This is a genomic window from Undibacterium sp. TC4M20W, from assembly GCF_049340245.1.
Classification (GTDB): Bacteria; Pseudomonadota; Gammaproteobacteria; order Burkholderiales; family Burkholderiaceae_D; genus Undibacterium.
Genome location: NZ_JBMPPI010000023.1, coordinates 51,681 through 76,130, shown reverse-complemented (window position 1 = coordinate 76,130; position 24,450 = coordinate 51,681). Strand labels below are relative to the sequence as shown.

Sequence of the window (24,450 nt, the reverse complement as noted above, 5' to 3'; positions counted from 1 at the left end):
TTGGCGGCGATAATATATTTCAAATATGTCAGTGACATGACGAAATTGAAAGAAATGCCTGGAGCCAGGATGGGGGTTTTTTGAGCCTATGGTCGGGGACGCCAGGAAATGCCATGCAGGCTGATCAGCCTGGTTTTGCGCTCGCTGCATTCTGACAAAATTGTCATGTTTGCGTCATCTCGTTGTCCTGATAGTGCTTCCATACTGTCCATCGTCACACATGCATCTGCAGCCTGTGTTTTATGGAAGATGAAAATTTCTGGGAGTAACAAGATGGTCGTTGATAGTTTTAGTTTCAGTTTCAGCCGGGGAGCAGGTCGCCCGCTCATGTTTGTATGCGCTGCTGTGTTGATCAACCTGGCCTTGCTCCTCAAGCCTGCTATGGCACATGAGCATCACCATGGTGCTGCGGTGGTTGATTGCGCCAGTGATAAAACTGAGGGTAGCAAGCCAGCTTTCATGGCAACCACAGCGAAGCCCTTTGCTGCGCTGATGGATGATGCCATGCAGCTTATGGATGAAGGCATGAAGTGTGCGCCCATGAATGGTCAGAGTGAGCATGACTTCATGAGCATGATGATTCCCCATCATCAGGGTGCCGTGGATATGGCCAAGGCGGTTTTACTGTATACCAAGGACCCGGCCGTCAGGAACCTGGCGCTGGGCATCATCGCTGAGCAGCAAAACGAAATCAAACTCATGCAACTCTGGTTGCAGCAGCATCCTCAGGCTGCTGGCAAATAGTGTCACTCAGTTCTTATTCAGTTGTGACTCAGTCGTCACCCCGCCAGAGTTTAAAACCTGGGTTATTCCTCTCATTTAAAAAAATCATCATGAAAAACAAATCAGCGTTCGCATTGATTGCGGCAAGTACTTTCATTGCACATACAGCCTGGGCCCTGCCTTCGACGCGTGACCGGGTGTACACGGCAGACCAGAACAGCAATACCATCTCGGTATTCAACCCCGCCAGCAATACCCTGGTCGGGCAAATCAGGCTCGGTAATCCGCGTCCTGATGTTTTGTCGCCCTTGTACAAGGGGCAGATCAATGTGCATGGCATGGGGTTTTCGCCAGACCATAAAACCTTGCTGGCGATATCCAATGGTTCCAACTCGGTAGTATTTATTGATACGGCCACCAACAAGGTCAAGGGTACGACTTATGTGGGCCGTTCGCCGCATGAAGGTTTTTTTACGGCGGATGGCAAAGAAGTCTGGGTGGTCGTGCGTGGTGAAGACTATATTTCAGTCATAGACCCGGTCACTTTCAAGGAGACGCGGCGCATACAGACTGACCTGGGCCCAGGCATGGTGCAATTCCATCCTGCTGGCAAGCTGGCGTTTGTGGTATCGAGCTTCACGCCCATGGTCGATGTGATTGATGTGGCTACGCATGAAGTCATCAAGCGTATTAAGGTGGTCAGCCCGTTCTCACCATTTTTGCAATTTACGCCAGACCTTAGTGAAGTGTGGATGACACACAAAGACGTCGGCAAGGTCACCCGCATCGACACAAAAACGCTGGAAGTGACCGGCGTGTTTGATACCGGCTTTATTTCCAATCACCTGGCTTTTGCCAACATTAATGGCAAGACCCTGGCCTATGTAACCATAGGCGGTGAGAATGTCGTCAAGGTATTCACGACAGACAAAGAGCCCAGACTGCTGGCCAGCATTGCAACCGGAGCCCTGCCACATGGTATCTGGGCGTCGGACGATCACAGCCGCATCTATGTCGGGCTGGAGAACGGTGATGGCGTTGATGTCATCGATACCGCCAGCAATAAAGTCATTGCCCACATGGCTGGTGGCCAGGCCCCGCAGGCGCTGGTGTATGTGTCTAACGTGGTAGAGAGTGCCGATGGTACCAATGGTGCCGCGAATCTGGTCCCGCGCAGCAATAATGAACCGGTGAACATAGGTTTAAAACCCGTGAGTAGTGAGGGCAGGGGCTTTGTCGTGTTGCGTAATCTGGGTATAGTGGATGCGCTGGAAGTGGCCTTGTTCAAGCTCAAGCCAGAAACAGTGTATACGGTTTATCTGGAAGGGCAGGGTACAGTGCTCGGGCGCTTGAAAACCGATGTCAAAGGGGCGACCAATTCGACCATGATAGGCCCAGTCAGGGAGGCGGTGAAGACTGATGCAGGTATTCCGGCGCAGCGACTGATTATCATGGAAGGTAATAGCACTTTGAATGCAGGGCAGGCAGCCCTGGTGAGTATGCCTTGATGCTTGATGTGCCGCTGTTTTCAATGGGAATACGGCATGCCTCCTGGATACCCGCCTGCGCGGGTATGACGAGTTTAAGCTTCTTTGTTGCGCATTAAAATTGCCGTGATTTTGCTTGTCAGGAACTGCGAAATATGCAAAATCTTTCGTCGTCATACCCGCGCAGGCGGGTATCCATGCCTGATAAGCCGCAAGCTTTACTCAGCGTGGCACCTGCTGGACTGATGCTAAAATTGGTAACCCAGGTCAAATCAATATGGAACACGGATGACCATACTAGTCATAGAAGATGATCAGAAAACCGGCGACTACCTGAAGAAGGGTTTGCGCGAATCAGGTTATGCCGTTGATCTTGCCAGGAATGGCATTGATGGCCTGCATCTCGCCATGGAGCAAAGCTATGAACTGCTCATCCTCGATGTCATGATGCCCGGCCTGGATGGCTGGACAGTGATGCAATCGCTGCGCAGCAAGCAGGACATGCCTGTGATTTTCCTGACTGCGCGCGACCATGTCGATGACCGGATACGCGGCCTACAACTAGGCGCAGATGATTACCTGGTCAAACCTTTTTCATTTACTGAGCTGGTGCTGCGCATCCGCACTTTGTTGCGCCGTGGAGTCAGGCGTGATGCCGACATCTATCAGGTCGCCGACCTGCAGCTTGATACCGTGCGTCATAAAGTTACCCGTCAAAATTTACCCATCGTACTGACCAGTAAAGAGTTCATGTTGCTGCATCTGCTGATCAAGCACCAGGGCGAGGCATTGTCGCGCACTATCATCGCATCCCAGGTATGGGACATGAATTTTGACAGTGATACCAATGTCGTTGATGTTGCCGTCAAACGCCTGCGTGCCAAGCTGGATGCGCCGTTTGAGAAAAAACTCATCCATACCGTGCGTGGCGTGGGTTATATGTTTGCGGAAAATCCATGAATTTCTGGCATACATGGAGCCTGACCCGGCGCGCGACCACACTGTTTTCTGTGCTGGTTTTTGTCATCATGAGCAGTCTGGGCATGTATTTATATACCTCGGCCAGGCAGGCTCTGGAGCAGCGTGCCGACTATACCCTGATAGGCAGGGTAGAGCACTTCCGCACCCTGTTCCGTGATCTCTACAATATCCAGCAGATGGAGGCACACCCCACTTTGTTTGAAAGCATGCTCGGCAATGAACAGGATGTGCGTATTTTTCGCAGGCTTGGTGATGCGCCTTTCATCAACGTCAATCCCGGGGCTATGTCACCGCCAGCGATGAAGCCGGTCGATCTCGGCGTGCCATTAACGCTGGGGGCCTTGCAAGACGGTAAGCGCGATGATGGTGTACGGGTACGCTGGGTCGCAGCCCTCGCAGAAGTTGGCAATCATAAAGACAAGGTAGAAATCATCGCCGCCTATGTGATGACGCAAGAATCTGCTGTGCTATCAACTTACCTCCTGCGTGTGATTGCCGCAGTTGCATTGACGGTGTTACTGACCAGCGTGTTGAGTTACCTGATCTTGCGACGCGGCCTCTTGCCTGTCGCGACCATGAGCCGTCAGGCCGCGCAGATCAGTCCTAAAAACCTGTCCTTACGCCTGTCAGCAACAGACATGCCGCCAGACTTGCGCAAGCTGGCCCTCGCCTGCAATAACATGCTGGACAGACTGGAAGCAGGCTTCCGGCAACTTTCACAATTCTCATCAGACCTGGCGCATGAATTGCGCACACCCGTCAATATTCTGATGGGACAGACCCAGGTGGCACTCGCGCAGGCCAGGGAGCTGGAGGAGTATGAAAGCCTGCTTGAATCCAATCTCGAAGAATATGCCCGGCTGGCGCGCATCATCGAAAACATCCTGTTTCTCGCTCATATCGATCATGCAGGTTTTGTGCTCGAAAAAGAGCCGCTATCAATGGCAGCAGAGATGGGTAAGCTGATTGATTATTTCGACATCCTGGCACAAGAGCGCGACATGCATTTTGCTGTTGATGTTGGTGGCATTGATGGCATTATCCATGCCAATCCCCTGATGTTGCAGAGGGCACTCAGTAATCTGTTCATTAACGCCATACGCCATGGGCAAGCCGGGACGGTGATACAGGTGAAAGCCATCGCCAGCAGCGAAGGGGCAAGGATCAGCATCGTCAATCAATGTGCTGCCATTGCGCAGCCGCAACTGGACAAAATGTTTGACCGCTTCTACCGCGGCGACAGCGCCCGCAACAGCCATACGGAATCAAATGGCCTGGGCTTGTCCATCGTCAAGGCTATCGTCGATTTGCATGGCGGACATGTCATTGTCAGTTATAACAAGAATGAACAGGCTATTGCTTTGGATTTGTTTTTCCCGGGATAAAACAGGCGGTTCATCCAGCATTGAATTTTTTTAATATTTAATTTTGGTCGAACAACCAAAATTTCTTGTATTTTGGGCTTTGCTGGATTAAGCTTCAAATATTGGTTGATTAACCAAATATTGAAAGCAGCTCACATGCAAGCTCCGACTGACATTTCTGCCAAACATTTACCCGTTCGCATGGTCTTGCTGACCGGGCCCATGGGCAGCGGCAAGTCATGTGCAGCCCGGAGTTTCCAGCAACTGGGCGTGCCTGTTATTGATACTGATCTGCTTGCCAGAGCAATACATCAAGACCCGCAACATCCTGTAATGAAGCAAATTGCACAGGAGTTGCCGCAACTGTTGACAGAAGATGGCTGTTTGCGGCGTGGCAGCTTGCGCACGATGCTGACGCATGATGCACATGCCAACCGTCGCTTGCTGTACCTGTTGAAACCTCATGTGCTGGCAGCAATACGGCAATGGACTGTGCAGCAAACTGCACCGTATGTGATCTGGGAAACCGCGCTCTTGCCTGATGAACCTGGCGGCTTCATGTACGATAGCGCTTTGCTGGTGCATGCTGACGTCCAAATTCGGCTGCGACGCGTGCGTCAGCGTAACCCTGACTGGACTGAAACTGATATCAGGCAGGTTTTCAATATGCAGGCCACATTGGATCAGTACCGGGAATACGCCGATGCCGAGATCATCAATCAGGGCAGCATCATGGAGCTGGAACAGGCAGTCTTGCAGCAACACCTTACTTTTATGTCGCACTGGAGCACACAATGAAAAAAATCGCATTCTCTGGCACTCTGGACCCGATCACCAATGGTCATTTATGGGTGATACAAGAGGCTCGCGCTTTGGCAGATGAAGTGGTGGTTTTTATTTCTGAAAACCCGGTAAAGAAGCCGCAGTTTGATGCGATCGAACGCAAGGACATTATCGAGCGCAGCGTGGCTGAATGCGGCTGGCATAATGTCAGTGTGGTTATCGTCAAGGGTGATTACACGGCCCGTGCCGCCAAGCGCCACGGCATAGAGTATCTGGTGCGCGGCATACGCAATACTTCAGACTTTGATTATGAAAACCTGATACAGCAAACCAATGTCGATGTGCTTGATGGTGCCAAGACTCTTTTTGTCATGCCACCGCGTGATCTTGGCTCGGTCAGTTCCAGTTTCGTGCGGGCCTTGCAGGGGCCAGTGGGTTGGCACTGGACGGTAAAAAAATTCATGCCTATGCCCGCTTATATCGCCTGGATCAAAAGCTGGTTGCGCACTGACTGGCAAAAACTTTGGGAGGGTGCTGGTGTTGAGGCAAGCAAACTGGACCACTGGTTTGATTATCTGACCGGTGATGATGCCTATGGCGCAGCACGCCGGACTTATCATAATCTTGATCACCTGGTGCATGGCCTGAGTGAGATATCGGCTTGGGCGAGTAATACGGGTGCCAGCAAGACCGACGTAGCAATATTGAAAAAAGCCTTCTGGTTTCATGATGCTGTCTATGGCGACAAACACACCGATTTGTCGAATGAAGAGCAAAGTGCCAGGTTGTGGTTGGACGCGGGTCTGCATACAAAAAATGCACAAGATGCGCAAGCGGTGGCTGACCTGATACGAGTGACAGATCACTTCCAGAGCGCCAACGTCAATCATCCTTTGAAAGACGCCATGCTGGGTGTCGACCTGGCGATACTGGGGCAGGCAGCAGATACCTATGATGTTTATGCCGCGGCCGTGCGGCTGGAATACAGTGAAGTTGATGATGCGACTTACCAGGCTGGCAGGGGGCGTGTATTGAGCCATTTTGAAGTACAGGCAGCGGCAGGTAAATTATTTGCCGATGCCTGGTTTGCCGAGTTGTATACCAGTCAGGCCTTGCTTAATCTGCAGCGGGAAAAAACGCAATTGCAGTAGTTGAAATGAGCAGCAGTAAAGCTGACAAGTCAGGCATGTGGTCAGAAATATAAGGCAGGCTTCCTCCACTAAGTCTTACTCAATTGAGTGAGGCTTGCCCTGGCTTGTTTCACCAGCGTATTGGTCAGGCGCGCCAGTCGCGGCGTCTGCACTTTCCAGTGGTGCCAGTACAGGGCCACATCCACAGGATGATGCGGCATAAGCCTGATCAACTTGTCCTGATCCAGATTTTCCAGCATGACATCAGGAATCACACCCCAGCCCAGTCCCAGTAAAATCGACTGGTTATACGGTGTCGTTGCTGGTACATAGTGTGTGGGGTAGGCATGTTCCTGTAGCCCAAAATGTTCGAGCAAAATCTGTGCTTGCAATTTGTCCTTGCGATTGAAGGTTAGTACCGGAGCCAGTCTGGCTGCTTCTCGCGTCATCCCTTGCGGGAACCAGCGCTGGCAATATTCTTTGCTGGCAACCGGATGGTAACGCATGAACCCCAGCGACACCGCCTGGCAACCCCGCATCGCATTTTGTTCAGCAGAGAGACAGCCGAGCACCATGCCGCTTTCCAGTAAGTCATGGGTGTGATCCTGATCATCGATCAACACTTCAAGCAAGATATTTTCAGCGATCAAAAATCCTGCAAGGGCAGGCAGTAACCAGCTATCGAGACTATCGGCATTGACGCCCAGGGCAATGCTGATGGCTGCACTTTGCTGGCCGGCAAATTCGCTTTGCAAATCCTGTTCAAGTTCTGCCACCCGGCGCAAGTGCTGTACCAGCTTTTGTCCGGCTGCCGTGGCGCGGCAGGGGCGGCTGCGCACCAGCAGGGTATTGCCCAGCTCCATTTCCAGTGCCTTGATGCGCTGGGAAATGGCCGAGCTGGTCAGGTTCAGGGCCTGCGCAGCCTGTTCCAGGCTGCCATGGTCAATGACACTGAGGAAGGCTTCGCATTGGCGGCTGTCTAATCTTGTTTGCATGTTTCTTTAGATAGATTCATAAGTCTGGGGGTTTTGAGGAAGAACCACTAAACACGGAGACATAAAGCCACAAAGAATTCAAAGAATTAATTAAGTTAAGAAAATTTAATGAAATCGGAAATATTTTAAATTTACTTCATATTAAACCTTTTTTTGCCCAAACTCCCTGTATCGACAAACGGGAGACAGATGATGTTGGCTTTTATACTCAAGGGCATGGGCATGAGTGCAGGTTTGATCATGGCTATCGGTTCGCAGAATGCCCATGTCTTGCGCATGGGTTTGCGCAAACAACATGTGGCTTTGACGGTGATGATCTGCATCGCGTGTGAAATGCTGCTGATACTGGCCGGAGTGGCGGGCATAGGTGGCATGATCAATAGCCAGCCAGTTTTGCTGACGATAGCCCGTTGGGGCGGGGCGGCGTTTTTGATCTGGTATGGCGTGCGCTCTCTGCGGGCGGCAGCTAGCCAACAAAGCCTGGTCGCTGAAGCCGGGGAGCTGAGCCTGACGGCTGGCAAGGCCACACTGGCAGTGCTGGGTGCGACCTTGCTCAATCCCCACACCTATCTCGATACGGTGGTGTTGCTGGGTGCCATAGGTGGCCAGCAGCCAGGCAATGGCAAGTACTGGTTTGCCGTGGGTGCCGTCTTGAATGCGACGATCTGGTTTGCGGCTTTGGGCTTTGGTGCGCGCCTGCTCGCTCCCTGGTTTGCCAAACCCGTGGCATGGCGGGTGCTGGATAGCCTGGTCGGCATCGTGATGCTGATGCTGGCGATTAATTTAATGCTGGGTTGATCTGGTTTTGAGCTGGACGTTTGTTGAAAAGCCCGAATTGTGATAACTTCTGCGCATGAAAAAATCCTGGCGTTTATTGATTGCTTGCCTGTTACTGGTACTGCTGCCCTTGCAGGGCTTTGCTGTCGCCAGTAAGCTAGGCTGCGCTATGGATATGCCTGTCCAGTCTGGTATTGCTGTTGCCAGTGGCAATGAACATTGCCAGCCAGTTGTCAAGGCTGGCGGCGCTCCCTCCGAAGCTGTGAAAGGCACGGTCGGCGATCATTGCAAGTCTTCTTCACCCTGTTGTATGGGCATCGCCCTGATGCCTGCATCTTCAATTTCTGCATTTATACCTGCGCATGATGATGCTCAGGTATTGGCGGTCCTGTTACCGGCATCTGTGCCAGCGCGTATGCTGGAACGTCCTCCTAAGGCTGTTTTCGTCTGAATAATTAGTTTGTTCGTAGGTTGGGCTGCGCCTTATCAGCCCAACACTGGGCGTTTGAATAAGGTTAACGTTTGTTGAGGCCGAGTGTTGGGCTGGTAAACCGTAGCCCAACCTACAAGCTCAGCCCAACATGCGTGGGTAGCCCAAGTTACGAATACTTCCCCCATTTGACGGAAACACATTTTTTACCGCGAGGACTTCATGTCGCACATACATTACCGATATCTGTTACCGGCATTGCTGGTGATGACTGGCTGCGCCAGTTTTGATATCGATCAGAGCACGCAAAAACTTAATCAGCAATATCCGGCTTACACCCAGGGCAAACTGGCGCTGGCGAGCAAGCCTGAGCAACAAAAAAACATGCAGGAGCAGGCAGCAAGCTTGTTGGCACAACCTTTGTCGCAAGACGCTGCTGTACAACTGGCCTTGCTCAATAGTCCAGCCTTGCAAGCCATGCTGGCGCAGCATCAGGCTGCAGGCGCAAGCGCAGCGCAAAGCGCCCGCATCACCAATCCGCTTTTTACGTTTGAACGCAACCGCCAGTCAGGTGAACTGGAACTGGGCCGTTTGCTGAGTTTTGGCCTGCTGGACTTACTGAGCCTGCCGCAAAGGCAGACCATGGCACAGCATAGCCTGGCACAGGGCCAGACGCAGTTGAGCCTGGATGTCATAGACAGCGTCAGCCTGGTGCGTGTTGCCTGGGTCAAGGCAGTCGCAGCACAACAGAGCCTGGAATATGCCAGACAAGTCGGTGAAGCGGCCGATGCCAGCGCCATACTGGCAGAGCGCATGCACAAGGCGGGCAATTTCAATAACTTGCAGGCTTCGCGCCAACTGGCTTTCAAGGCTGACGCGGTGGCACAGCTCAGTTTTGCCCGGCATGCCAGTCTCGCCACCCGTGAAGAATTGGTGCGCTTGCTGGGTCTGAATGATGAACAGGAAAAAACACTGAATTTACCTGAGCGTCTGCCGGATTTGCCAGCAGCACCGTTGGCCGCAGAAAGCCTGGGTCCCCAAGCGAGCAAAAACCGTCTTGACATACAACTGGCAAAACAGGAGCTTGATGCCGCCACAGCACGCCAGGGTCTGAGTCTGGTTAGCAGCTTTACCGATATCGAACTGGGTATCAGGCGCGACACCAATTTTGATGCAGCGGGACATGGTGAGATCAAACGTGGTGTTGAGGTCAGCCTGAGGTTGCCCCTATTTGACTGGGGTGATGCGCAGAGAACGGCCATGAATGCGAATACCCTGGCCGCCAGTTATCGCCTGCAGGCGACGGTGAACAATGCTGGTTCACACTTGCGTGTCAGCTACTCAGCCTATCGCAACATGTACGATATCGCCCGGCAATACCGCGACGAGATACTGCCTTTGCGCAAACGCATCTCGGCAGAAAACCAGTTGCGCTACAACGGCATGTTCATCAGCGTATTTGAATTGCTGGCCGACAGCCGCGAACAAATCAATAGTGTGTTGGCCGCCATCAATGCAGAACAACAATTCTGGCTGGCAGATGCAGCCTTGCAGGCTGAGTTGCTGGGGCGCCCGTCAGCAAGTAATCTGAATCCCGTTAAATCAACTGCCACGGCAGAAGCAGCGCATTGATCTCTAGAACTCAATTCATAAATAGGTTGAGATGCGTTTGTCTCATAACGTGGGCTGGCAAGGCGGACGAGGCAGTCAATAGCTTTGCCTATTGACAACGAGTCCAACGCAGTCCAGCACGCGTTATGAGGCAAACCCTTCGGGAACTGACGATTTGGGCGCATTGCTGCGTTGTGCCGCTTGCTAAGGCACCAGCCTTAGCTACGCGTCACGCCTTGCACTGCATCCCAAATCGTCTTGTTCGCACTCATCCTATTTATGAAATGAGTTCTATATCTGCGAAGGAAATAACATGAGTACAAGAAGAGATTTTTTTAAATTGGCGAGCATCGCCGGCGGGGCACTCGCAGCAAGCACCGTCAGCAAGGTGGTATTGGCAGCCTTGCCAGAAGCAGTCACACAAATTAGCCCGGATACCATGCCGCCACTGCAGCCCAAGAACGGTCGCCCATACAATCCGGTCGTGACCCTGAATGGCTGGACGCTACCATGGCGCATGAATAATGGTGTCAAGGAGTTCCATCTCGTGGCAGAGCCAGTCGTGCGCGAAATGGCACCCGGCATGAAAGCGCATCTATGGGGTTATAACGGCCAAAGTCCGGGCCCGACGATAGAGGTGGTGGAGGGAGACAGGGTACGCATCTTTGTCACCAACCGTTTGCCTGAACATACGAGCATACACTGGCATGGCCAGCGCCTGCCAAATGGCATGGACGGCGTATCCGGCCTGACCCAGCCGTCAATACAGCCGGGCAAGACCTTTGTCTATGAATTTGTCGCACGTCGCCCGGGTACCTTCATGTATCACCCACATGCTGATGAAATGACGCAGATGGCGATGGGCATGATGGGCTCATGGGTTACCCATCCAAAAAATAAGCATCCGCAGATTGATGAAGTCGACAGGGATTTTATATTTCTGCTCAGTGCTTATGACATAGAGCCAGGTGCATTCAAACCTAATATCATGACCATGACAGACTTTAATTTGTGGACATGGAATAGCCGCGTCTTCCCCGGCATTGATACCCTGAACGTGCGCAAGAATGACAGAGTCAGGATACGCGTAGGTAATCTGACGATGACCAACCACCCCATCCATATCCATGGCCATGAATTCACCGTGACAGGCACAGATGGCGGCCCGGTACCAAGAACTGCACGCTGGCCCGAGGTAACGACGGATATTGCCGTCGGCCAGATGCGCCAGGTGGAGTTTGTCGCCGACGAAGAAGGCGACTGGTCCTTCCACTGCCACAAGAGCCATCACACCATGAATGCCATGGGCCATAATGTGCCGTCGATGATAGGTGTTGATCACAAGGACGTGGCAGACAAAATCAACAAACTCATTCCCGCTTACATGACCATGGGGGACAAGGGCATGGCCGACATGGGCACTATGGAAATGCCCTTGCCTGACAATACTCTGCCCATGATGACAGGCGAGGGGCCGTTTGGCGGGCTGGAAATGGGCGGCATGTTCAGCGTAGTCAAGGTGCGCAAAGACCAGAAGCCGGGGGATTATAAAGACCCTGGCTGGTTCCGGCATCCCAAGGGAACTGTCGCTTTTGAATATGCCGGACCGGTGGCAGATGCACCGCGCCAGCCGGCTCAGCCTGTTGATACGCATGCTGGCATGAAGCATGGCTCACGTGCCATGCCGGAGCTTGAAGTACAGGTGCGCAAGCCGCAAGGTCATAGCGGGCATTAAGTTTCATAAAAAAATGGGGAAATCAGTAAACTTGATTTCCCCAATCTTACCTTACATTTACTTTCTTATTTCGCCGTAATGGTCACAGGCATATTCACAGTTGCACTCCTGCCAGTGTTATCAGTTGCGGTGATTTTCAAGGTGTAGTTGCCGGTCACGGGGCTGCTCCAACTGGTTGTGATATTCATGCCGCTCATCGCAAAGTTCAAACCCAGTGGCGCGCCACTGATAGAGATAGATAGCGACGTTGCGCCAGGCGCCGAGATGCTGATGGTGCCCGTCAAAGCCTTGCCAGCCACACCCGTCATGGCTGGTGCATTGATGCTCAGGCCAGATGCGACGATGCTGATGTTGAATACCGCCTGATTGCTTAATCCTGTCTTGCTGTCTTTGACGATGACAGTGACCACATATTTGCCTACCAGCGGGCTGGTCCAGCTGACGACACCTGTCTGGCTGATACTCATGCCGGACGGTGCGCCACTCAGGCTGTAAGTCAGTGCATTGGCTGAAGTCGCGTTTACATTGAACGACAAGGCACTGCCTGCCACGCCATTGATGGTGCTGGCAGTCACCGCAGGCGGCACAGGCGCTGTAATCGTCACAGTATATGTACCCTTGCCACTCTGGCCCGTTGCTGCATCCAGCGCATTCACGGTCACGGTATAAGTGCCCACAACAGGTGTGGCCCAGGTGACGTTGCCAGCGCTGCTGATCGTCATGCCCGATGGATTACCACTCAGACTGTAAGTCAGGGGATTGCTGGAACTTGCTGACACTGTAAAGCTCAATGCCGTGCCGGTCTGGCCACTGATACTGGCAGATGCCACCGTTGGTGCTGGTGTGATGACAGTGCCGCTGAGTGTGCTCAGCAAGTTGCTGACATTCGGTGTACCCAAACCAGTCAACTGATCATGCCCGGTCTTGGCTGTGCAAGCGGCACAACTGCCATTGCTGCCCTTGGCAACGTCAGCAAATACACTGGCATAACTGCCTGGTACGCTGGAGATTTTGTTATACAGCACGGCGTGGGGTGCACCCAGTACTGTTTTGCCAGCCTGCACCAGAGTCGCATTGGCGACCGCGATGATGCCTGCCCACTGCGGTGTCGCCAGGCTGGTACCACCAGCACTGACCCAGTTGACTGTGCTGCTGCCTGGTGTCATGACGGCGACATACTGGCCAGTGTTTGGATCAGAATTCATGGACACATCAGCCACTGTCCTGCGGGCAGGTGCGCCCATGCCTGGTACTGTCGTATTTTGATAGGCAGGTGTGGCCGTATAAGCACTGACACCACCACCGGTATTTGCCCAGGCTACTTCTGTCCTGCTACTACCAGAATAAGTCAGGCTGGTGCCGCCCACTGCTACTACATTCGGTGACACTGCTGGCCATTCAACAGCGGGGCCATTGTCACCGGATGCGGCAAGATAAGTCATTTTTGCTGTCGTGAATGTGCTTTCTACACCTGCAGTCCAGCTGCCTTCGGATGAGCCAAAACTCATGGACACCACGCCCGGCCCCATGGCATTGGCCAGCCGTATACCACCGACCATATTACTCATCGAAGAATCGGACGCTTCAATAAGGATGATGCGTGCCAGTGGTGCAGTCGCATGTGCCCATTGCACATCAAGTGCGATCTCGGTTGCCCAGCCAGAATCATAAGCTGGTGTGGTGCTGCTCATGCCACCTGCACTGGTGCTGAACACGACAGAGAATTCACATCCTGCCGCGCTTGATGCCGCAGCCAAAGGCAAGCTTGCGTTGGCGGCAATGCTTTTTACGGTACATGCAGGCAGCCCAAATTTCTGATTGAAGGCATTCAGTTCAGCCATGATATTGGGATCATGTTTTGCATTGACGATGTAGATAGTCTGGCCTGCGCCGAGTTGTGCAGCCTGCGCTGCAGTGAGGCTGCTCAGGCTGGCTGGCAGTGTTGGCATGCCATAGGCGGTGCGTATTTGTGCTGGTGTAAAAGTAGATACTACCCCTGTACCAGCAGATGGCAACACATCACCCTGGCCCGTCGCGATAGGAGCCGGTGTGAATTGTGGACGGGGCAGAGCGCGTATCGCCGACACTGTTAAACCACGGCCACGTACACCTTGCCATTCGCGTGGTATGGCTTGCATCGCTGCAGGCATGCGGGCTGATCTGCTGCCATCAATCGCATCAATATCGGCAGGTGCATCCAGCAATACCGGGGCCAGATGAAATGTTGGTTGGGTATTCAGCGCCGCCACATCAGGTGGCAGAACTGGTACTGAGATTTCCAGTGTAGTCGTGCCTGTAGCAACTTCTGCGGGTGGCAATGCGACAACAGCATTGCTGACCTGGGGGCTGTCACCGCCGCAAGCTGTAAGTATGCTTGCGCTTATTAAAATACTCAGGCAGCTAAGTGAACTGATTGAACTGAATGAGCTAAATGAGTTGGAAACTGTTCTTTTTGAATTAATCACGTGTGCACTCCGATATCAGCAGAGGGCGGTGATTCGGTAGTCATGCGCGGCAGTTAACAACTGCAACGACAACATCACCGGTAACCCCGCTGCCATGGCGCATATGCGCTGTAGGCCGGTGGCTTTGCGTCCCCATCTTTCAACGGGTTTGCCCTCAAGTTTTTTGGAAACTAATTTGAATCATCTATTTGAAACATTTATTTGAAACATCTATTTCAAACGTCTAAATGACGAATTCAGGATATGAATATTTCCGCCCAAATGAAAGCGGAAAAATGTCAAGGATTGTTGAAATCATGCAGCTAAAACAAACTTCGATTTCGCTTTGATAATGGAAAATGAAAATAGTTGTTTTGCTGGCTTTTGAATACAACAAAAGTGTTAATTTGTAAAATCATTTCCACTATTAAATCCGTCATGGCAGCATCGCGGGCCAGGATTCGTATCCTTTTTTATTTGAATTGAACATAACAAAATGCACATGAAACATTCTTCAACAATTTCCCGCACTATTTTTCTGCTTGGTCTGGCACTCACTTGCGCAAACTCGCAGGCTGCAAAAATCAGCCTGGACGATTGCGACTTGATTACCGCAAAACCTTTGCGTGCAGATTTCAAGGAGTGGTTGGCTAAGAACCGCAAACTCGCTGCAGAGGGCAATGTAGAGGCGCAAACCTATGTTGCGGCAGAGGCAAATAACCGCCTCGCATGCCTGGAAGAAAAAATCACTGAAAAATCAGGATGGTCAATGACCATGAGCAGTGCAGATGGCACGAGTGAAACAACATCCAATCCCAGTATCCCGAACATCAAGAAAAATGCAGATGCCTTTGCCGCATTGAAAGACGCCGTCAAATACACACATCAGGCTGGCGCGAGCGATCCGGCTTATCGCGGCATGTCGGCGCAGCTGGTCTTGCGATATCTGGACGTCTTACCAGAATCACTGGAAACAGCTTATGAAGATGTGGCTGGTGCCAATCAGCTCGAATGCGTGCTCAAGCGTCAATTTGGCAAGCGCGATGCCAAGTATGCCTGTGCATCGCACCGTACAACACTCGCCCAACTAACGACGAAAATATCGGCAGAGCGTCGCGCCATTCTTGATCAAAAAGCGCAGCAATGGGGTGCCGATTTTCCTATAAAATAAGTTGCACTACGATATTTTTTGAGAAGTTTTCATTTGTCATGACAGGTCTGTGTGTTGGATAACGCACAGACCTGTTGCCCATGCTCAAGCAAAATATTTTCTACAGAAGTCAACAGATGCGCAGGCCAGACGTTATAGGCATATGCGCAGGATGTATTTCTGTGATTAAAAAGGAGTACGCAATGAAAACCATGACATGCAAAAAAGTATTGATGGCAGGTGCTGCTTGTGCAGCCTTGTTCATGACAGCGCAGTCCCAGGCACAGAATGTCGGTGTTTCCGTGCAATTTGGGCAGCCAGGATTTTATGGTCAGGTAGATGTAGGTAACTTTCCCCAGCCACAGGTGATATACCGTGAACCTCGTATCATTGAAAGAGTACGCGTTGTTGAACCTCCGGTGTATCTGGTGGTGCCAACTGTGCACAGGAACAACTGGGGACGTTATTGCTACAGCTATAATGCCTGCGGCCGTCCGGTCTATTTTGTACAGGAAAACTGGTACAACACACAGGTAGTGCCACGTTACCGTGATGGTTATTATCGTGACCATAATTACAGGCATGATGCCTATCGCCGTGATGAGTATTGGCGCGATGACAGACGCGACAGGCGCTACGATGAACATGAGCGCCATGGACACGAGCGCGGCAGGGAACATCCTGAACATTAATTTGGCTATTAATTGCTTGCCAGATTTCAACGGTGAATAAGGCCGGCGATTTTTGGCTTACATCAAAGGTCATAGGTATTAACAAGGGCTGCAGTGCAGCCCTTGTGTCTATCTTCTATCCATACTGAGCAATTTTTCTTTCCAGATGTGAATTGCCATTGACCAGAAAGTGGGAATGTCAGTGATTGATGAGGGCATGTTCAGTCCAAGAAATTGTGCTGCCGGTATCAGCGCTTCATGCAGCACATCATTGTCACCACGGTCAAAAGCCAGCGCACCGGTTTGCTTGGACAATTTTTCGCCATCTGCATTAGTGACGACAGGCACATGCAAATAATACGGTGTGGGCAAGTCCAGTAATTCTTGCAGATAGATTTGCCGTGCAGTGGAATCTATCAAATCTGCGCCACGCACCGCATGCGTGATGCCTTGCGCGGCATCATCGACTACCACCGCTAGTTGATAAGCCCAGAAACCATCGGCACGTTTCAATACAAAATCCCCCACCTCGGTCGCCAGGTTTTGCTGCTGCATGCCAGCCATGCGGTCTTCAAAGCGATAGATTTGATCTGGTACGCGCAAGCGCCAGGCACGCGCTGTCTTGCCATCTGCCAGACCATGACGGCAAGTGCCCGGGTAAATCTGACTGGCTGTGTCACCCAGGCGCAGGCGCGAATCAGCGATTTCCTTGCGTGAGCATGCGCAGGGGTAAAGATTATTGCCCAGTTTTTGCAAGGCAGCTTCATACAGATGCTGGCGCTGGCTTTGCCAGGTGATGTCGCCATCCCAGAGCATACCGCAGCGTTGCAGCGAGTTAATAATGTACTGGTCTGCGCCTTTGACATTCCGGTCAAAGTCCAGGTCTTCCATACGCAGCAGCCATAGCCCATCATGGGCTTTTGCATCAAGATAGCTGGCCATGGCAGCGACCAGCGAACCCATATGCAAGGGGCCAGTCGGTGAAGGGGCGAAACGTCCTATGTATTTTTGCATCATCTGTTTTGTTGGCATGGATGTTCTTCAATTACCTATCAACATGCGTTGCACGACAGGGTCTTGCAACTTCTGTAAAAACCACAGCAAGGCCTTGCCCTTGTTGGCATTGCGCCAGACCAGGCGGTTATCTTCTGGCGGGCGGTGGGCGCTGGTTTTCTTTTCTATCAGCGCACCACTGCGCAAATGGGGCAATGCAAGGCGGCGCGGCAAATGGCCGCAACCCAGGCCTGCCAGTTGTGCTGCCAGCTTGGCATGCATGGTGGGCACGGTCATGGTGTCCTGGCCGCTCAACAAGCCAGCCGTCATCGATGGCAGGGTCAGGCCAGTATCACCGATGGCGATCGCCCTGTGCGCCTGCAAAATCGCCGGTGTCAGCGGTTCTGCAGCCTGTGCCAGCGGGTGTTGCGGTGCTACTGCAAACACCCATTCCACACTGCCCAGCAAGCGGGTCTGGAATTCACCCTGCATGCGTATGGCGTCCGGCCCGTAATAGGCGGCACCTATGGCCAGGTCAGCACGGCCAGACACCATGGTTTCCCAGACGCCGGACAATATCTCCTGGCTGATACGAATGCGCGTGCCACAAGCCTGTTGTTCAAATTCCTTGATCAAGGGAATGATATCGTCGAATTGTATGATGCCATCAATGACAATGCGTAGCTCAGCCTCCCAGCCGCTGGCGGCACGTTTCACGCGATTTTCCAGCTCCTGAGCGGCATTCAGCAAATGCCTGCCTTGCAGCAATAATTCCTCTCCCGCGATGGTCAGCTTGGCCCTGTGGCCACGCCTGTCATAGAGCAGTACATCCAGGTCTTCTTCCAGCTTGCGTATGCTGTAGGTGATGGCTGAGGGCACTTTATCCAGGGCCGCCGCAGCTGCCGCAAAGCTGCCCTTGCGGTCTATGGCGTCGAGGATTTGCAGGGCTTCAAGGGTCAGGTTCATGCTTGTTCAAATAATTTGAATGAGTTGTATGAAATTCTACCCTTATGTCAAAGAATTTGCATGTATATAGTGTGTACATCGCCTGAACACATTCTTCAGGAAATTTGAAAGGGACTTATATGATTACGCTCAGACCATCACAAGATCGCGGCCACGCCGAGCACGGCTGGCTGAAATCACATCACAGTTTTTCATTTGCAGAATATTATGATCCAGAGCACATGGGTTTTGGACCATTGCGTGTGATTAATGACGACTGGATCGCTCCTGCCATGGGTTTTGGTACGCATCCTCACCAGAACATGGAAATTATTACTTATGTCCTCGAAGGTGCGATTGCGCACAAAGACAGCATGGGCAATGGCAGTACGATACGTCCAGGCAATGTGCAGTATATGAGTGCAGGTACTGGTGTGCGCCATTCGGAATTCAACCCGGCCAATAACGAGCACACACGTTTGCTGCAAATCTGGATACAGCCAGACCAGTTGGGTGGCGAACCTCTTTACGGCGAAAAAGAATTCAGCCGTGAAGAAAAACAGGGCCGCTTGCGTCTGGTAGTTTCTGGTGATGGTGCCGATGGTTCCATCAAAATTCGCCAGAACGCACGTCTGCAAATTGGCTTGTTCGATGCAGAACAAAAGCAGGAAGTAGCACTGGCAAAGGATCGCCTGACCTATGTCCACATAGCACGTGGCGAATTGCAGGTAAATGGCATGTCCCTTAAAGAGGGCGATGCCGTGATGATGTCAGCCGAAGAAAAACTCGTGCTGGAGCAGGGCAAACAGGCAGAAGTACTGGTATTTGATCTGCCGCATTAAGTAGTAAATACTGACAAATCACTGACACAAAAACGCGTCAGTGATTTGTCTTTTTACGTAAAAACTCAATATCCACACTGGAGTAAAACATGTCTAAAGTCGCGATTATTTATCACTCAGGTTATGGCCACACCACCAAGGCCGCAGAAGCAGTACACGCAGGCGCAGCCGCTGCAGGTGCTGATGCTGAACTCATCAAGATTGACGCCGAAGGCAATATCACCGACGCCCAATGGGAAACCCTGGCTGCTGCTGATGCCATCGTCTTTGGTTCCCCAACCTACATGGGCACAGTATCCTGGCAATTCAAGAAATTCGCCGATGCTTCTTCCAAACCATGGTATAGCCAAGTCTGGAAAGACAAGATCGCCGCAGGTTTCACCAATTCTGCTTCCATGAATGGCGACAAATTATCGACGCTGCATTACCTGTTCACCCTGTCCCAGCAACACTCCATGATCTGGGTAGGTACAGGCCTGATGCCATCCAACAGCAAGGCTGCACAACGCAATGACATCAACTACATCGCCAGCTTCAGCGGCCTGATGACACAATCCCCATCCGACTCTTCACCAGAAGAAGGCCCGCTGCCAGGTGATCTGGAAACGGCGAAATTGTTTGGTAAGCGTATTGCGGAAGTTGCTACGAAGTTTAAGTGAGATGAGTTGTTGAAGTAAGAGGACCCGCCGGATTGATTGGCGGGTTTTTTCTATGTGAAACTAAGGCTGCGAGTAGTCCCTGGCTCAAAAAATATAAAAACAGGTCGTGGTGACGTTGCTTTTGACGTTGGGGCTGTTTTTGATTTTTTGCTGTTTCTATGTGTAGCCGCCGTTTGCGCTGTACAGAAAATGGATTAAGAAGAGCCGCTGTCTGAGCGAAGCGAGTTTCGGATCTTCCCATTTTTTGTACTGCACAAACGGGAACCCCTTTAGGGGCGGCTACGCCTGGGTCGCCTTCTTTGGCATACCTTTCTTGGCGACGCAAGAAAGGTATGTAGCTGTCGGGCTACCCCCGACTGGCAATCGTAAATGACGTGTGCAGGTGCTTAAAGTCAGGAAATTTAAACACAACGATTCTGAAATTAATGAAGCATAACCGGATGCCCAGAACGCCGCTGGAGCGCCAGCCCGATGGATTCCTGCCAAAAGCACGCAGGAATGACGACTTTGAGGGGGCGGTCGTTCAATCTATATCATGTTGCTCAAGCAAAACGAATTACTGACTAACCATGACATACAAGCCTGAAATCATGAGCCGGCGCGCTTAAGGCCACTACAGCTTCTCCTTCAAAAATTCTAATAATCGCGGTGCCAGATATCCAGAATCCGTCCCCGGAATTCTGATAGGCTCAGACGCCCAATAATGCCCCGCATTCTTCAAAACGACTGAACGCACAGAAAACCCTGCCTGCTTCAATGCATGCATGAAGGCAATCGACTGCCCAGCAGGATCAACAAACTTATCCTTCGCTCCCCAGCTCAACAAGAATTGGGTCTGGTTATTATCCCGCGTCACATAAGATAACGGTGATGCCTCAACATAGATTTTGCGGTTATCGATGAGACTGCTGCCAAGGAATCCCTGGGCAATATTATTGTCCGGGTAGTGGCGATTCGAATGTTCCCATTTTGCCGTCAGATCATAGCTGCCATAAATGCCTATGCAAACCTTGACTCTGGTAGTCGGCTGCATGCCATCTGAGAACGGCGGCTGATCGCCAGCCAGTGCGACGATAGTGGCAAGTTGTGCTCCGGCTGAGTCGCCCATCAAACCCATGCGTTCAGGATCAAGCTGGTAAGTTGCTGCCTGCTGGCGCAAGAATTGCACGGCGGCGCGCACGTCATGTACTGCTGCTGGATAGAGATTTGTCTTTTCCTTCACCAGACGATAATTAATGGCAAATACGGCATAGCCATTTTTTGCCAGATACGGTCCCCAGTGTTTATACAGGCTGGCATCAGCAAAACGCCAGTCACCACCGTGCACTGCAATCAGCACCGGATATTTCCCGTCTCCCTTGGGACGGTATAGATCACCCGTCAATACTTCATCACCGCTACGCTGATAGATGATGCCTTGTTGAATATCATAAGCAGCATCTGGCATGGCTGCGTTTGCAGAAACTGCTGCCAGCAGACTTAGGGCGATACAGTTTATTAGGCGATATAAAAAGGATGTGAATCTAAACAGATTAATTGGCTGGCCAAAATATTGCATTTGATATTTCCTGCGGCATGAAGAGTCTTACATAGGGATATCCTAGTATGCCGCGCCAGCAAGAAGATGTGACAGACAGTGTGACCAAGCTTGAGTCTGCAGTGATGAATTGCATGGAATTGAAAGTGTATGCGCATAAAAAAAACCGCCTCTTAAGTAGCTTAAGCAGGCGGTTTGGCAATTTCAGTTCAGTTTACACAGTGATTTATTTACACTCGCCTTCAGCTACCATGTACACCAATTCCCAGCCATGGCCGTCGATATCGTGGAAGCCATGCCCATACATGAAGCCATGGTCTACTGGCTCTTTAGGTACGGTGGCACCCGCAGCCTTTGCCTTGGCGACCAGGCTATCGACATGTTCGCGGCTATCACAAGACAGGCAGTTCAATACTTCGGTGCGTTCACGTGCATCGCTGATGGGTTTGTTAGTGAAACCGGCAAAAAATTCTTCCACCAGTAACATGACGAACAGATTTTCGCCCATTACCATACAGGCGCCCTGGTCATTGGTGAATTTGGCTTCGAAGCTATAACCCAGGCTGCTCCAGAATTCCTTGGCACGGGGCAGGTCTTTGACAGACAGATTTACAAAAATTTGCTTATGCATTTTGTCTTCCTTAATTTGTTGTACTAGTGTGATCAGGCTCAGTGAGTCATGCCCTCAAGCTGTTTGTTTGCATTCAGCTTCAGGTACCCATGCACAGCAATTCCAGCCATGGCCATCAAGGTCATAGAAGCCCTGTGCATACATGAAGCCATGGTCTTCAGGCTCATCAGGCACGATGGCTCCGGCAGCTTTAGCTTTGGCAATCAGGGTATCGACATGCTCTCGGCCATCGCAGGACATGGCATGCAAGACTTCGACACGCTCATGGGCATCGCAGACGGGTTTGTGGGCGAAGCTGGCAAAGAGTTCTTCTGTCAACAGCATGACCAGGATGTTTTCACCGAAGATAATGCAGGCAGCATTGTCGCTGGCGAATTTGGGATCGAAGCTGTAACCAAGGCTGCTCCAGAATTGTTTGGAACGTGCCAGGTCTTTGACTGGCAGATTGACAAAAAATTGCTTATGCATGTCGTTCTCCTTTAATTTGCACTTACTGCCTCAGCAGGCAGGTTCAGGGCTCGCACGGGGCGTACTTCTATGCTGCCATGCTGGGCTGGCGGGATTTTGGAAGCCAGGTGTATGGCTTCATTCAGGTCTCGTGCATCGATGAGATAAAAACCAGCCAGCATTTCCTTGGTTTCGGCAAATGGGCCGTCTGTGACCGACAATTGCCCATTCCTTACCCTGACCGTGGTGGCAGTATGGACAGGATGCAGGGGTTCTGCCGCCAGCATATGACCGCTATCAATAAGGCCCTGAGCATACATGCCGCATTTTTCATCCGGGCAGGCATTCCAGTGTTCATTGTCGAGATAAACCAGGCATAGGTATTTCATAGGAACTCCGGCAAGGATGGATTAACGGTGGTCTGATTACAGTGGCAGTGGTTCGCCATTGACTATCCAGGGAGTGCCGTATTTATCAACCAGCATGCCCCATGACTTAGCCCAGAATGCAGCTTGCACTGGCATGGTCACCTGGCCACCTTCTGCCAGCGCATTGAAAATCTTGCCGGCTTCTTCCGTGGTGTCGTAATTCAGTGTGAACGAGACGCCCTTGATACCGTCATATGGCATTTGCTGTGGGCAATCACCTGCAAACAGCAAGCCACCATCTGGCAATTCCAGACGTGCATGCAGGATACGGTGGGCAGATTCTGGCGGTATCATCGCAGCCATGGGAGAGTCGGCACCACTCATCATGACGGTGATTTTGCCGCCGAGGACTTGCTCATAGTAAGACATGGCTTCCTTGCAGTTGCCATTGAAGGACAGGTAAGCGATAGGATGTGGCATGGTCATTTCCTTTTATCAATTATCAATTGGTTGGATTCTCGTGTGAAAGCGTCTCCACATCTGATAGTCGAATGGCCTGACAGTAAATCGACACTACTTCAAAAAAATATTTAATTTTTTTAGATATCTGAAAAATTGCCCGTGAGCATTAATTGCTCAAGGCTCGCACACGTTCATTGAGCAGTTTTAATTGTGCCTCAATAAATGGCAAATTTGGATCATGCCCGGCGCGTGGCACGACGATATATTCTTTTTGCGGTGCGCTAATGCTATCCACATACTGTTTGGTGATCTCAGGCATGGTCAATAAATCTTCTGCGCCCTGTACAAAAAAGACCGGGATGGCGAATTTGCTTGCCGTGGCAGGAAAATCCACGGTGCTGAACATGCCGTCACCCTTGTAACCGACAAATTTCAGGAAGGAATAATCTTCGCCAGCTTCGTAATCTGCCAGCGCTGTGGGGGTGGCATAGGCCGGATCAGATGCCCACCATGTTTTGGGCGCAGGGTCTGTGCGCAGTGCTTCATATTTGCGGATAGCCTTGCGCAAAATGCCGAAGTTACGCGGATTGGTCCACGGTGGCGGACCCAGTGCGCTTACTTTTGTGACGGTCTCCTGATCACCGGCAGCCTGCGCCAGATGTAACACCTGCTTATAACTACTAGCCTGGTTTGCCCTGTAGCTGACAACCTGAGAAGTACCAACATAGGCATAAAATAATTCAGGTTTCGACAGACTCATCTGCACACCGAGTATGGAACCCCATGAACTGCCCGTCAGTATGATTTTCTTCTTCCCAAGATGCTGGGTCAGATAAGCCGCAAGGGCGGTGCCATCATCAGCCATTTGTGCAATTGTCAAAGGCGTTTCTTCATCGGGTTTGTTCTTGCCGAAGGTCTTGCCCGCGCCACGCTGGTCCCATTGCACGACGGTGTAATCTTTTTCCCATGCACCGTAAATCGCCGTGCCATACGGGCTCATGGTATTGCCAGGCCCGCCATGCACGATCAGGATGACGGGGTTGCTGCAATGCCGGCCCTTGATGGTTACCCATTGGGGTATGCCGCCCAGCTCTACAAAACCTTCCTCATTGATGGCTTGCGTTGCAGACTTGCAGGCAAGGCCTGGTGAAATTGGTGTTGCTTGCGCCTGGCATAGTGCAGGTAGCAGGCTCATGAACAAAGTGGGAAGGACGTGATGCAGTTTTGCCATATATCTCCTAAGGTGGGGGCGGTCGTTTTTATTTTTTAGTAAAACTGATTTTAG

At 51.5% G+C, this 24,450-nt stretch carries 24 protein-coding genes and 1 riboswitch; of the genes, 14 read left to right on the top strand and 10 right to left on the bottom strand.

Going from position 1 to position 24,450, the window contains the following annotated elements; all coding sequences use genetic code 11:
- Nucleotides 1-273: 273 nt before the first annotated feature.
- The 6 genes from ACO0LL_RS22555 to coaD all read left to right on the top strand — a co-directional run bounded on the left by ACO0LL_RS22555 (nt 274) and on the right by coaD (nt 6,489).
- The gene (locus tag ACO0LL_RS22555; RefSeq protein WP_422953064.1) at nt 274-744 is read left to right on the top strand and encodes a DUF305 domain-containing protein; all 471 of its coding nucleotides are present in this window, start codon (nt 274-276) and stop codon (nt 742-744) included.
- A gap of 89 nt (nt 745-833) precedes the next feature.
- Entirely contained in the window at nt 834-2,231 is a 1,398-nt protein-coding gene (locus tag ACO0LL_RS22550) for a YncE family protein (RefSeq protein ID WP_422953063.1), read from the top strand.
- Nucleotides 2,232-2,498: 267 nt separating this feature from the next.
- On the top strand, nt 2,499-3,170 hold the full coding sequence (locus ACO0LL_RS22545; protein ID WP_422953062.1) for a heavy metal response regulator transcription factor: 672 nt from the start codon (nt 2,499-2,501) through the stop codon (nt 3,168-3,170).
- On the top strand, nt 3,167-4,576 hold the full coding sequence (locus ACO0LL_RS22540; RefSeq protein ID WP_422953061.1) for a heavy metal sensor histidine kinase: 1,410 nt from the start codon (nt 3,167-3,169) through the stop codon (nt 4,574-4,576). The genes ACO0LL_RS22545 and ACO0LL_RS22540 overlap by 4 nt, the downstream gene beginning before the upstream one ends.
- A 135-nt stretch (nt 4,577-4,711) precedes the next feature.
- Nucleotides 4,712-5,353: a dephospho-CoA kinase gene (gene coaE / locus ACO0LL_RS22535; RefSeq protein WP_422953060.1), complete on the top strand. Its 642-nt coding sequence runs from the start codon at nt 4,712-4,714 to the stop codon at nt 5,351-5,353.
- Complete coding sequence (gene coaD / locus ACO0LL_RS22530) at nt 5,350-6,489, top strand: pantetheine-phosphate adenylyltransferase (protein ID WP_422953059.1); 1,140 nt, start codon at nt 5,350-5,352, stop codon at nt 6,487-6,489. The genes coaE and coaD overlap by 4 nt, the downstream gene beginning before the upstream one ends.
- 68 nt (nt 6,490-6,557) lie before the next feature.
- Here coaD and ACO0LL_RS22525 read toward each other — a convergent pair whose 3' ends face one another.
- Nucleotides 6,558-7,463: a LysR family transcriptional regulator ArgP gene (locus tag ACO0LL_RS22525; protein ID WP_422953058.1), complete on the bottom strand. Its 906-nt coding sequence runs from the start codon at nt 7,461-7,463 to the stop codon at nt 6,558-6,560.
- Nucleotides 7,464-7,655: 192 nt separating this feature from the next.
- Here ACO0LL_RS22525 and ACO0LL_RS22520 point away from each other — a divergent pair, with 192 nt between their 5' ends.
- The 4 genes from ACO0LL_RS22520 to ACO0LL_RS22505 all read left to right on the top strand — a co-directional run bounded on the left by ACO0LL_RS22520 (nt 7,656) and on the right by ACO0LL_RS22505 (nt 12,016).
- Nucleotides 7,656-8,261: a LysE/ArgO family amino acid transporter gene (locus ACO0LL_RS22520; RefSeq protein WP_422953057.1), complete on the top strand. Its 606-nt coding sequence runs from the start codon at nt 7,656-7,658 to the stop codon at nt 8,259-8,261.
- Between the two features lie 55 nt (nt 8,262-8,316).
- Nucleotides 8,317-8,691 carry a hypothetical protein gene (locus tag ACO0LL_RS22515; protein ID WP_422953056.1) on the top strand — a complete coding sequence of 125 codons (375 nt, stop codon included), beginning with the start codon at nt 8,317-8,319 and terminating at the stop codon, nt 8,689-8,691.
- 201 nt (nt 8,692-8,892) lie between these two features.
- Nucleotides 8,893-10,302: a TolC family protein gene (locus tag ACO0LL_RS22510; protein WP_422953055.1), complete on the top strand. Its 1,410-nt coding sequence runs from the start codon at nt 8,893-8,895 to the stop codon at nt 10,300-10,302.
- A 292-nt stretch (nt 10,303-10,594) separates the two neighbouring features.
- Entirely contained in the window at nt 10,595-12,016 is a 1,422-nt protein-coding gene (locus ACO0LL_RS22505) for a multicopper oxidase family protein (RefSeq protein ID WP_422953054.1), read from the top strand.
- 65 nt (nt 12,017-12,081) lie between these two features.
- Here ACO0LL_RS22505 and ACO0LL_RS22500 read toward each other — a convergent pair whose 3' ends face one another.
- A complete protein-coding gene (locus tag ACO0LL_RS22500; protein WP_422953053.1) occupies nt 12,082-14,334 on the bottom strand; it encodes a putative Ig domain-containing protein in 2,253 nt (750 codons plus the stop codon).
- Between the two features lie 223 nt (nt 14,335-14,557).
- A riboswitch (cyclic di-GMP riboswitch) is annotated at nt 14,558-14,644 on the bottom strand.
- Nucleotides 14,645-14,962: 318 nt separating this feature from the next.
- On the opposite strand from ACO0LL_RS22500, the gene ACO0LL_RS22495 reads away from it, so the two are divergent.
- Together ACO0LL_RS22495 and ACO0LL_RS22490 are read left to right on the top strand one after the other, a co-directional pair.
- Complete coding sequence (locus ACO0LL_RS22495; RefSeq protein ID WP_422953052.1) at nt 14,963-15,631, top strand: hypothetical protein; 669 nt, start codon at nt 14,963-14,965, stop codon at nt 15,629-15,631.
- A 182-nt stretch (nt 15,632-15,813) separates the two neighbouring features.
- Nucleotides 15,814-16,302 carry a hypothetical protein gene (locus ACO0LL_RS22490; protein ID WP_422953051.1) on the top strand — a complete coding sequence of 163 codons (489 nt, stop codon included), beginning with the start codon at nt 15,814-15,816 and terminating at the stop codon, nt 16,300-16,302.
- 108 nt (nt 16,303-16,410) lie between these two features.
- Here ACO0LL_RS22490 and gluQRS read toward each other — a convergent pair whose 3' ends face one another.
- Together gluQRS and ACO0LL_RS22480 are read right to left on the bottom strand one after the other, a co-directional pair.
- A complete protein-coding gene (gene gluQRS, locus ACO0LL_RS22485; protein WP_422953050.1) occupies nt 16,411-17,313 on the bottom strand; it encodes a tRNA glutamyl-Q(34) synthetase GluQRS in 903 nt (300 codons plus the stop codon).
- Nucleotides 17,314-17,322: 9 nt separating this feature from the next.
- Nucleotides 17,323-18,240 (bottom strand): LysR family transcriptional regulator, encoded by a 918-nt coding sequence (locus ACO0LL_RS22480; RefSeq protein ID WP_422953049.1) that lies wholly within the window; start codon nt 18,238-18,240, stop codon nt 17,323-17,325.
- Between the two features lie 119 nt (nt 18,241-18,359).
- Between ACO0LL_RS22480 and ACO0LL_RS22475 the strand changes: the two genes are divergently transcribed.
- Nucleotides 18,360-19,061: a pirin family protein gene (locus ACO0LL_RS22475; RefSeq protein WP_422953048.1), complete on the top strand. Its 702-nt coding sequence runs from the start codon at nt 18,360-18,362 to the stop codon at nt 19,059-19,061.
- 89 nt (nt 19,062-19,150) lie between these two features.
- A complete protein-coding gene (locus ACO0LL_RS22470; RefSeq protein ID WP_422953047.1) occupies nt 19,151-19,720 on the top strand; it encodes an NAD(P)H-dependent oxidoreductase in 570 nt (189 codons plus the stop codon).
- A 613-nt stretch (nt 19,721-20,333) separates the two neighbouring features.
- Here the strand turns inward: ACO0LL_RS22470 and ACO0LL_RS22465 are convergent.
- The 6 genes from ACO0LL_RS22465 to ACO0LL_RS22440 form a co-directional block, all read right to left on the bottom strand.
- Nucleotides 20,334-21,167 carry an alpha/beta hydrolase fold domain-containing protein gene (locus ACO0LL_RS22465; protein ID WP_422953046.1) on the bottom strand — a complete coding sequence of 278 codons (834 nt, stop codon included), beginning with the start codon at nt 21,165-21,167 and terminating at the stop codon, nt 20,334-20,336.
- A 316-nt stretch (nt 21,168-21,483) separates the two neighbouring features.
- Entirely contained in the window at nt 21,484-21,888 is a 405-nt protein-coding gene (locus ACO0LL_RS22460) for a VOC family protein (protein WP_422953045.1), read from the bottom strand.
- Nucleotides 21,889-21,942: 54 nt separating this feature from the next.
- Nucleotides 21,943-22,356, bottom strand: coding sequence for a VOC family protein (locus tag ACO0LL_RS22455; RefSeq protein ID WP_422953044.1), 414 nt, complete (start codon nt 22,354-22,356; stop codon nt 21,943-21,945).
- 11 nt (nt 22,357-22,367) lie between these two features.
- A complete protein-coding gene (locus ACO0LL_RS22450) occupies nt 22,368-22,724 on the bottom strand; it encodes a YciI family protein (RefSeq protein WP_422953043.1) in 357 nt (118 codons plus the stop codon).
- Nucleotides 22,725-22,760: 36 nt separating this feature from the next.
- Nucleotides 22,761-23,183: a VOC family protein gene (locus ACO0LL_RS22445; RefSeq protein ID WP_422953042.1), complete on the bottom strand. Its 423-nt coding sequence runs from the start codon at nt 23,181-23,183 to the stop codon at nt 22,761-22,763.
- A gap of 148 nt (nt 23,184-23,331) precedes the next feature.
- Nucleotides 23,332-24,396 carry an alpha/beta fold hydrolase gene (locus ACO0LL_RS22440; protein WP_422953041.1) on the bottom strand — a complete coding sequence of 355 codons (1,065 nt, stop codon included), beginning with the start codon at nt 24,394-24,396 and terminating at the stop codon, nt 23,332-23,334.
- Between the last annotated feature and the right edge of the window lie 54 nt (nt 24,397-24,450).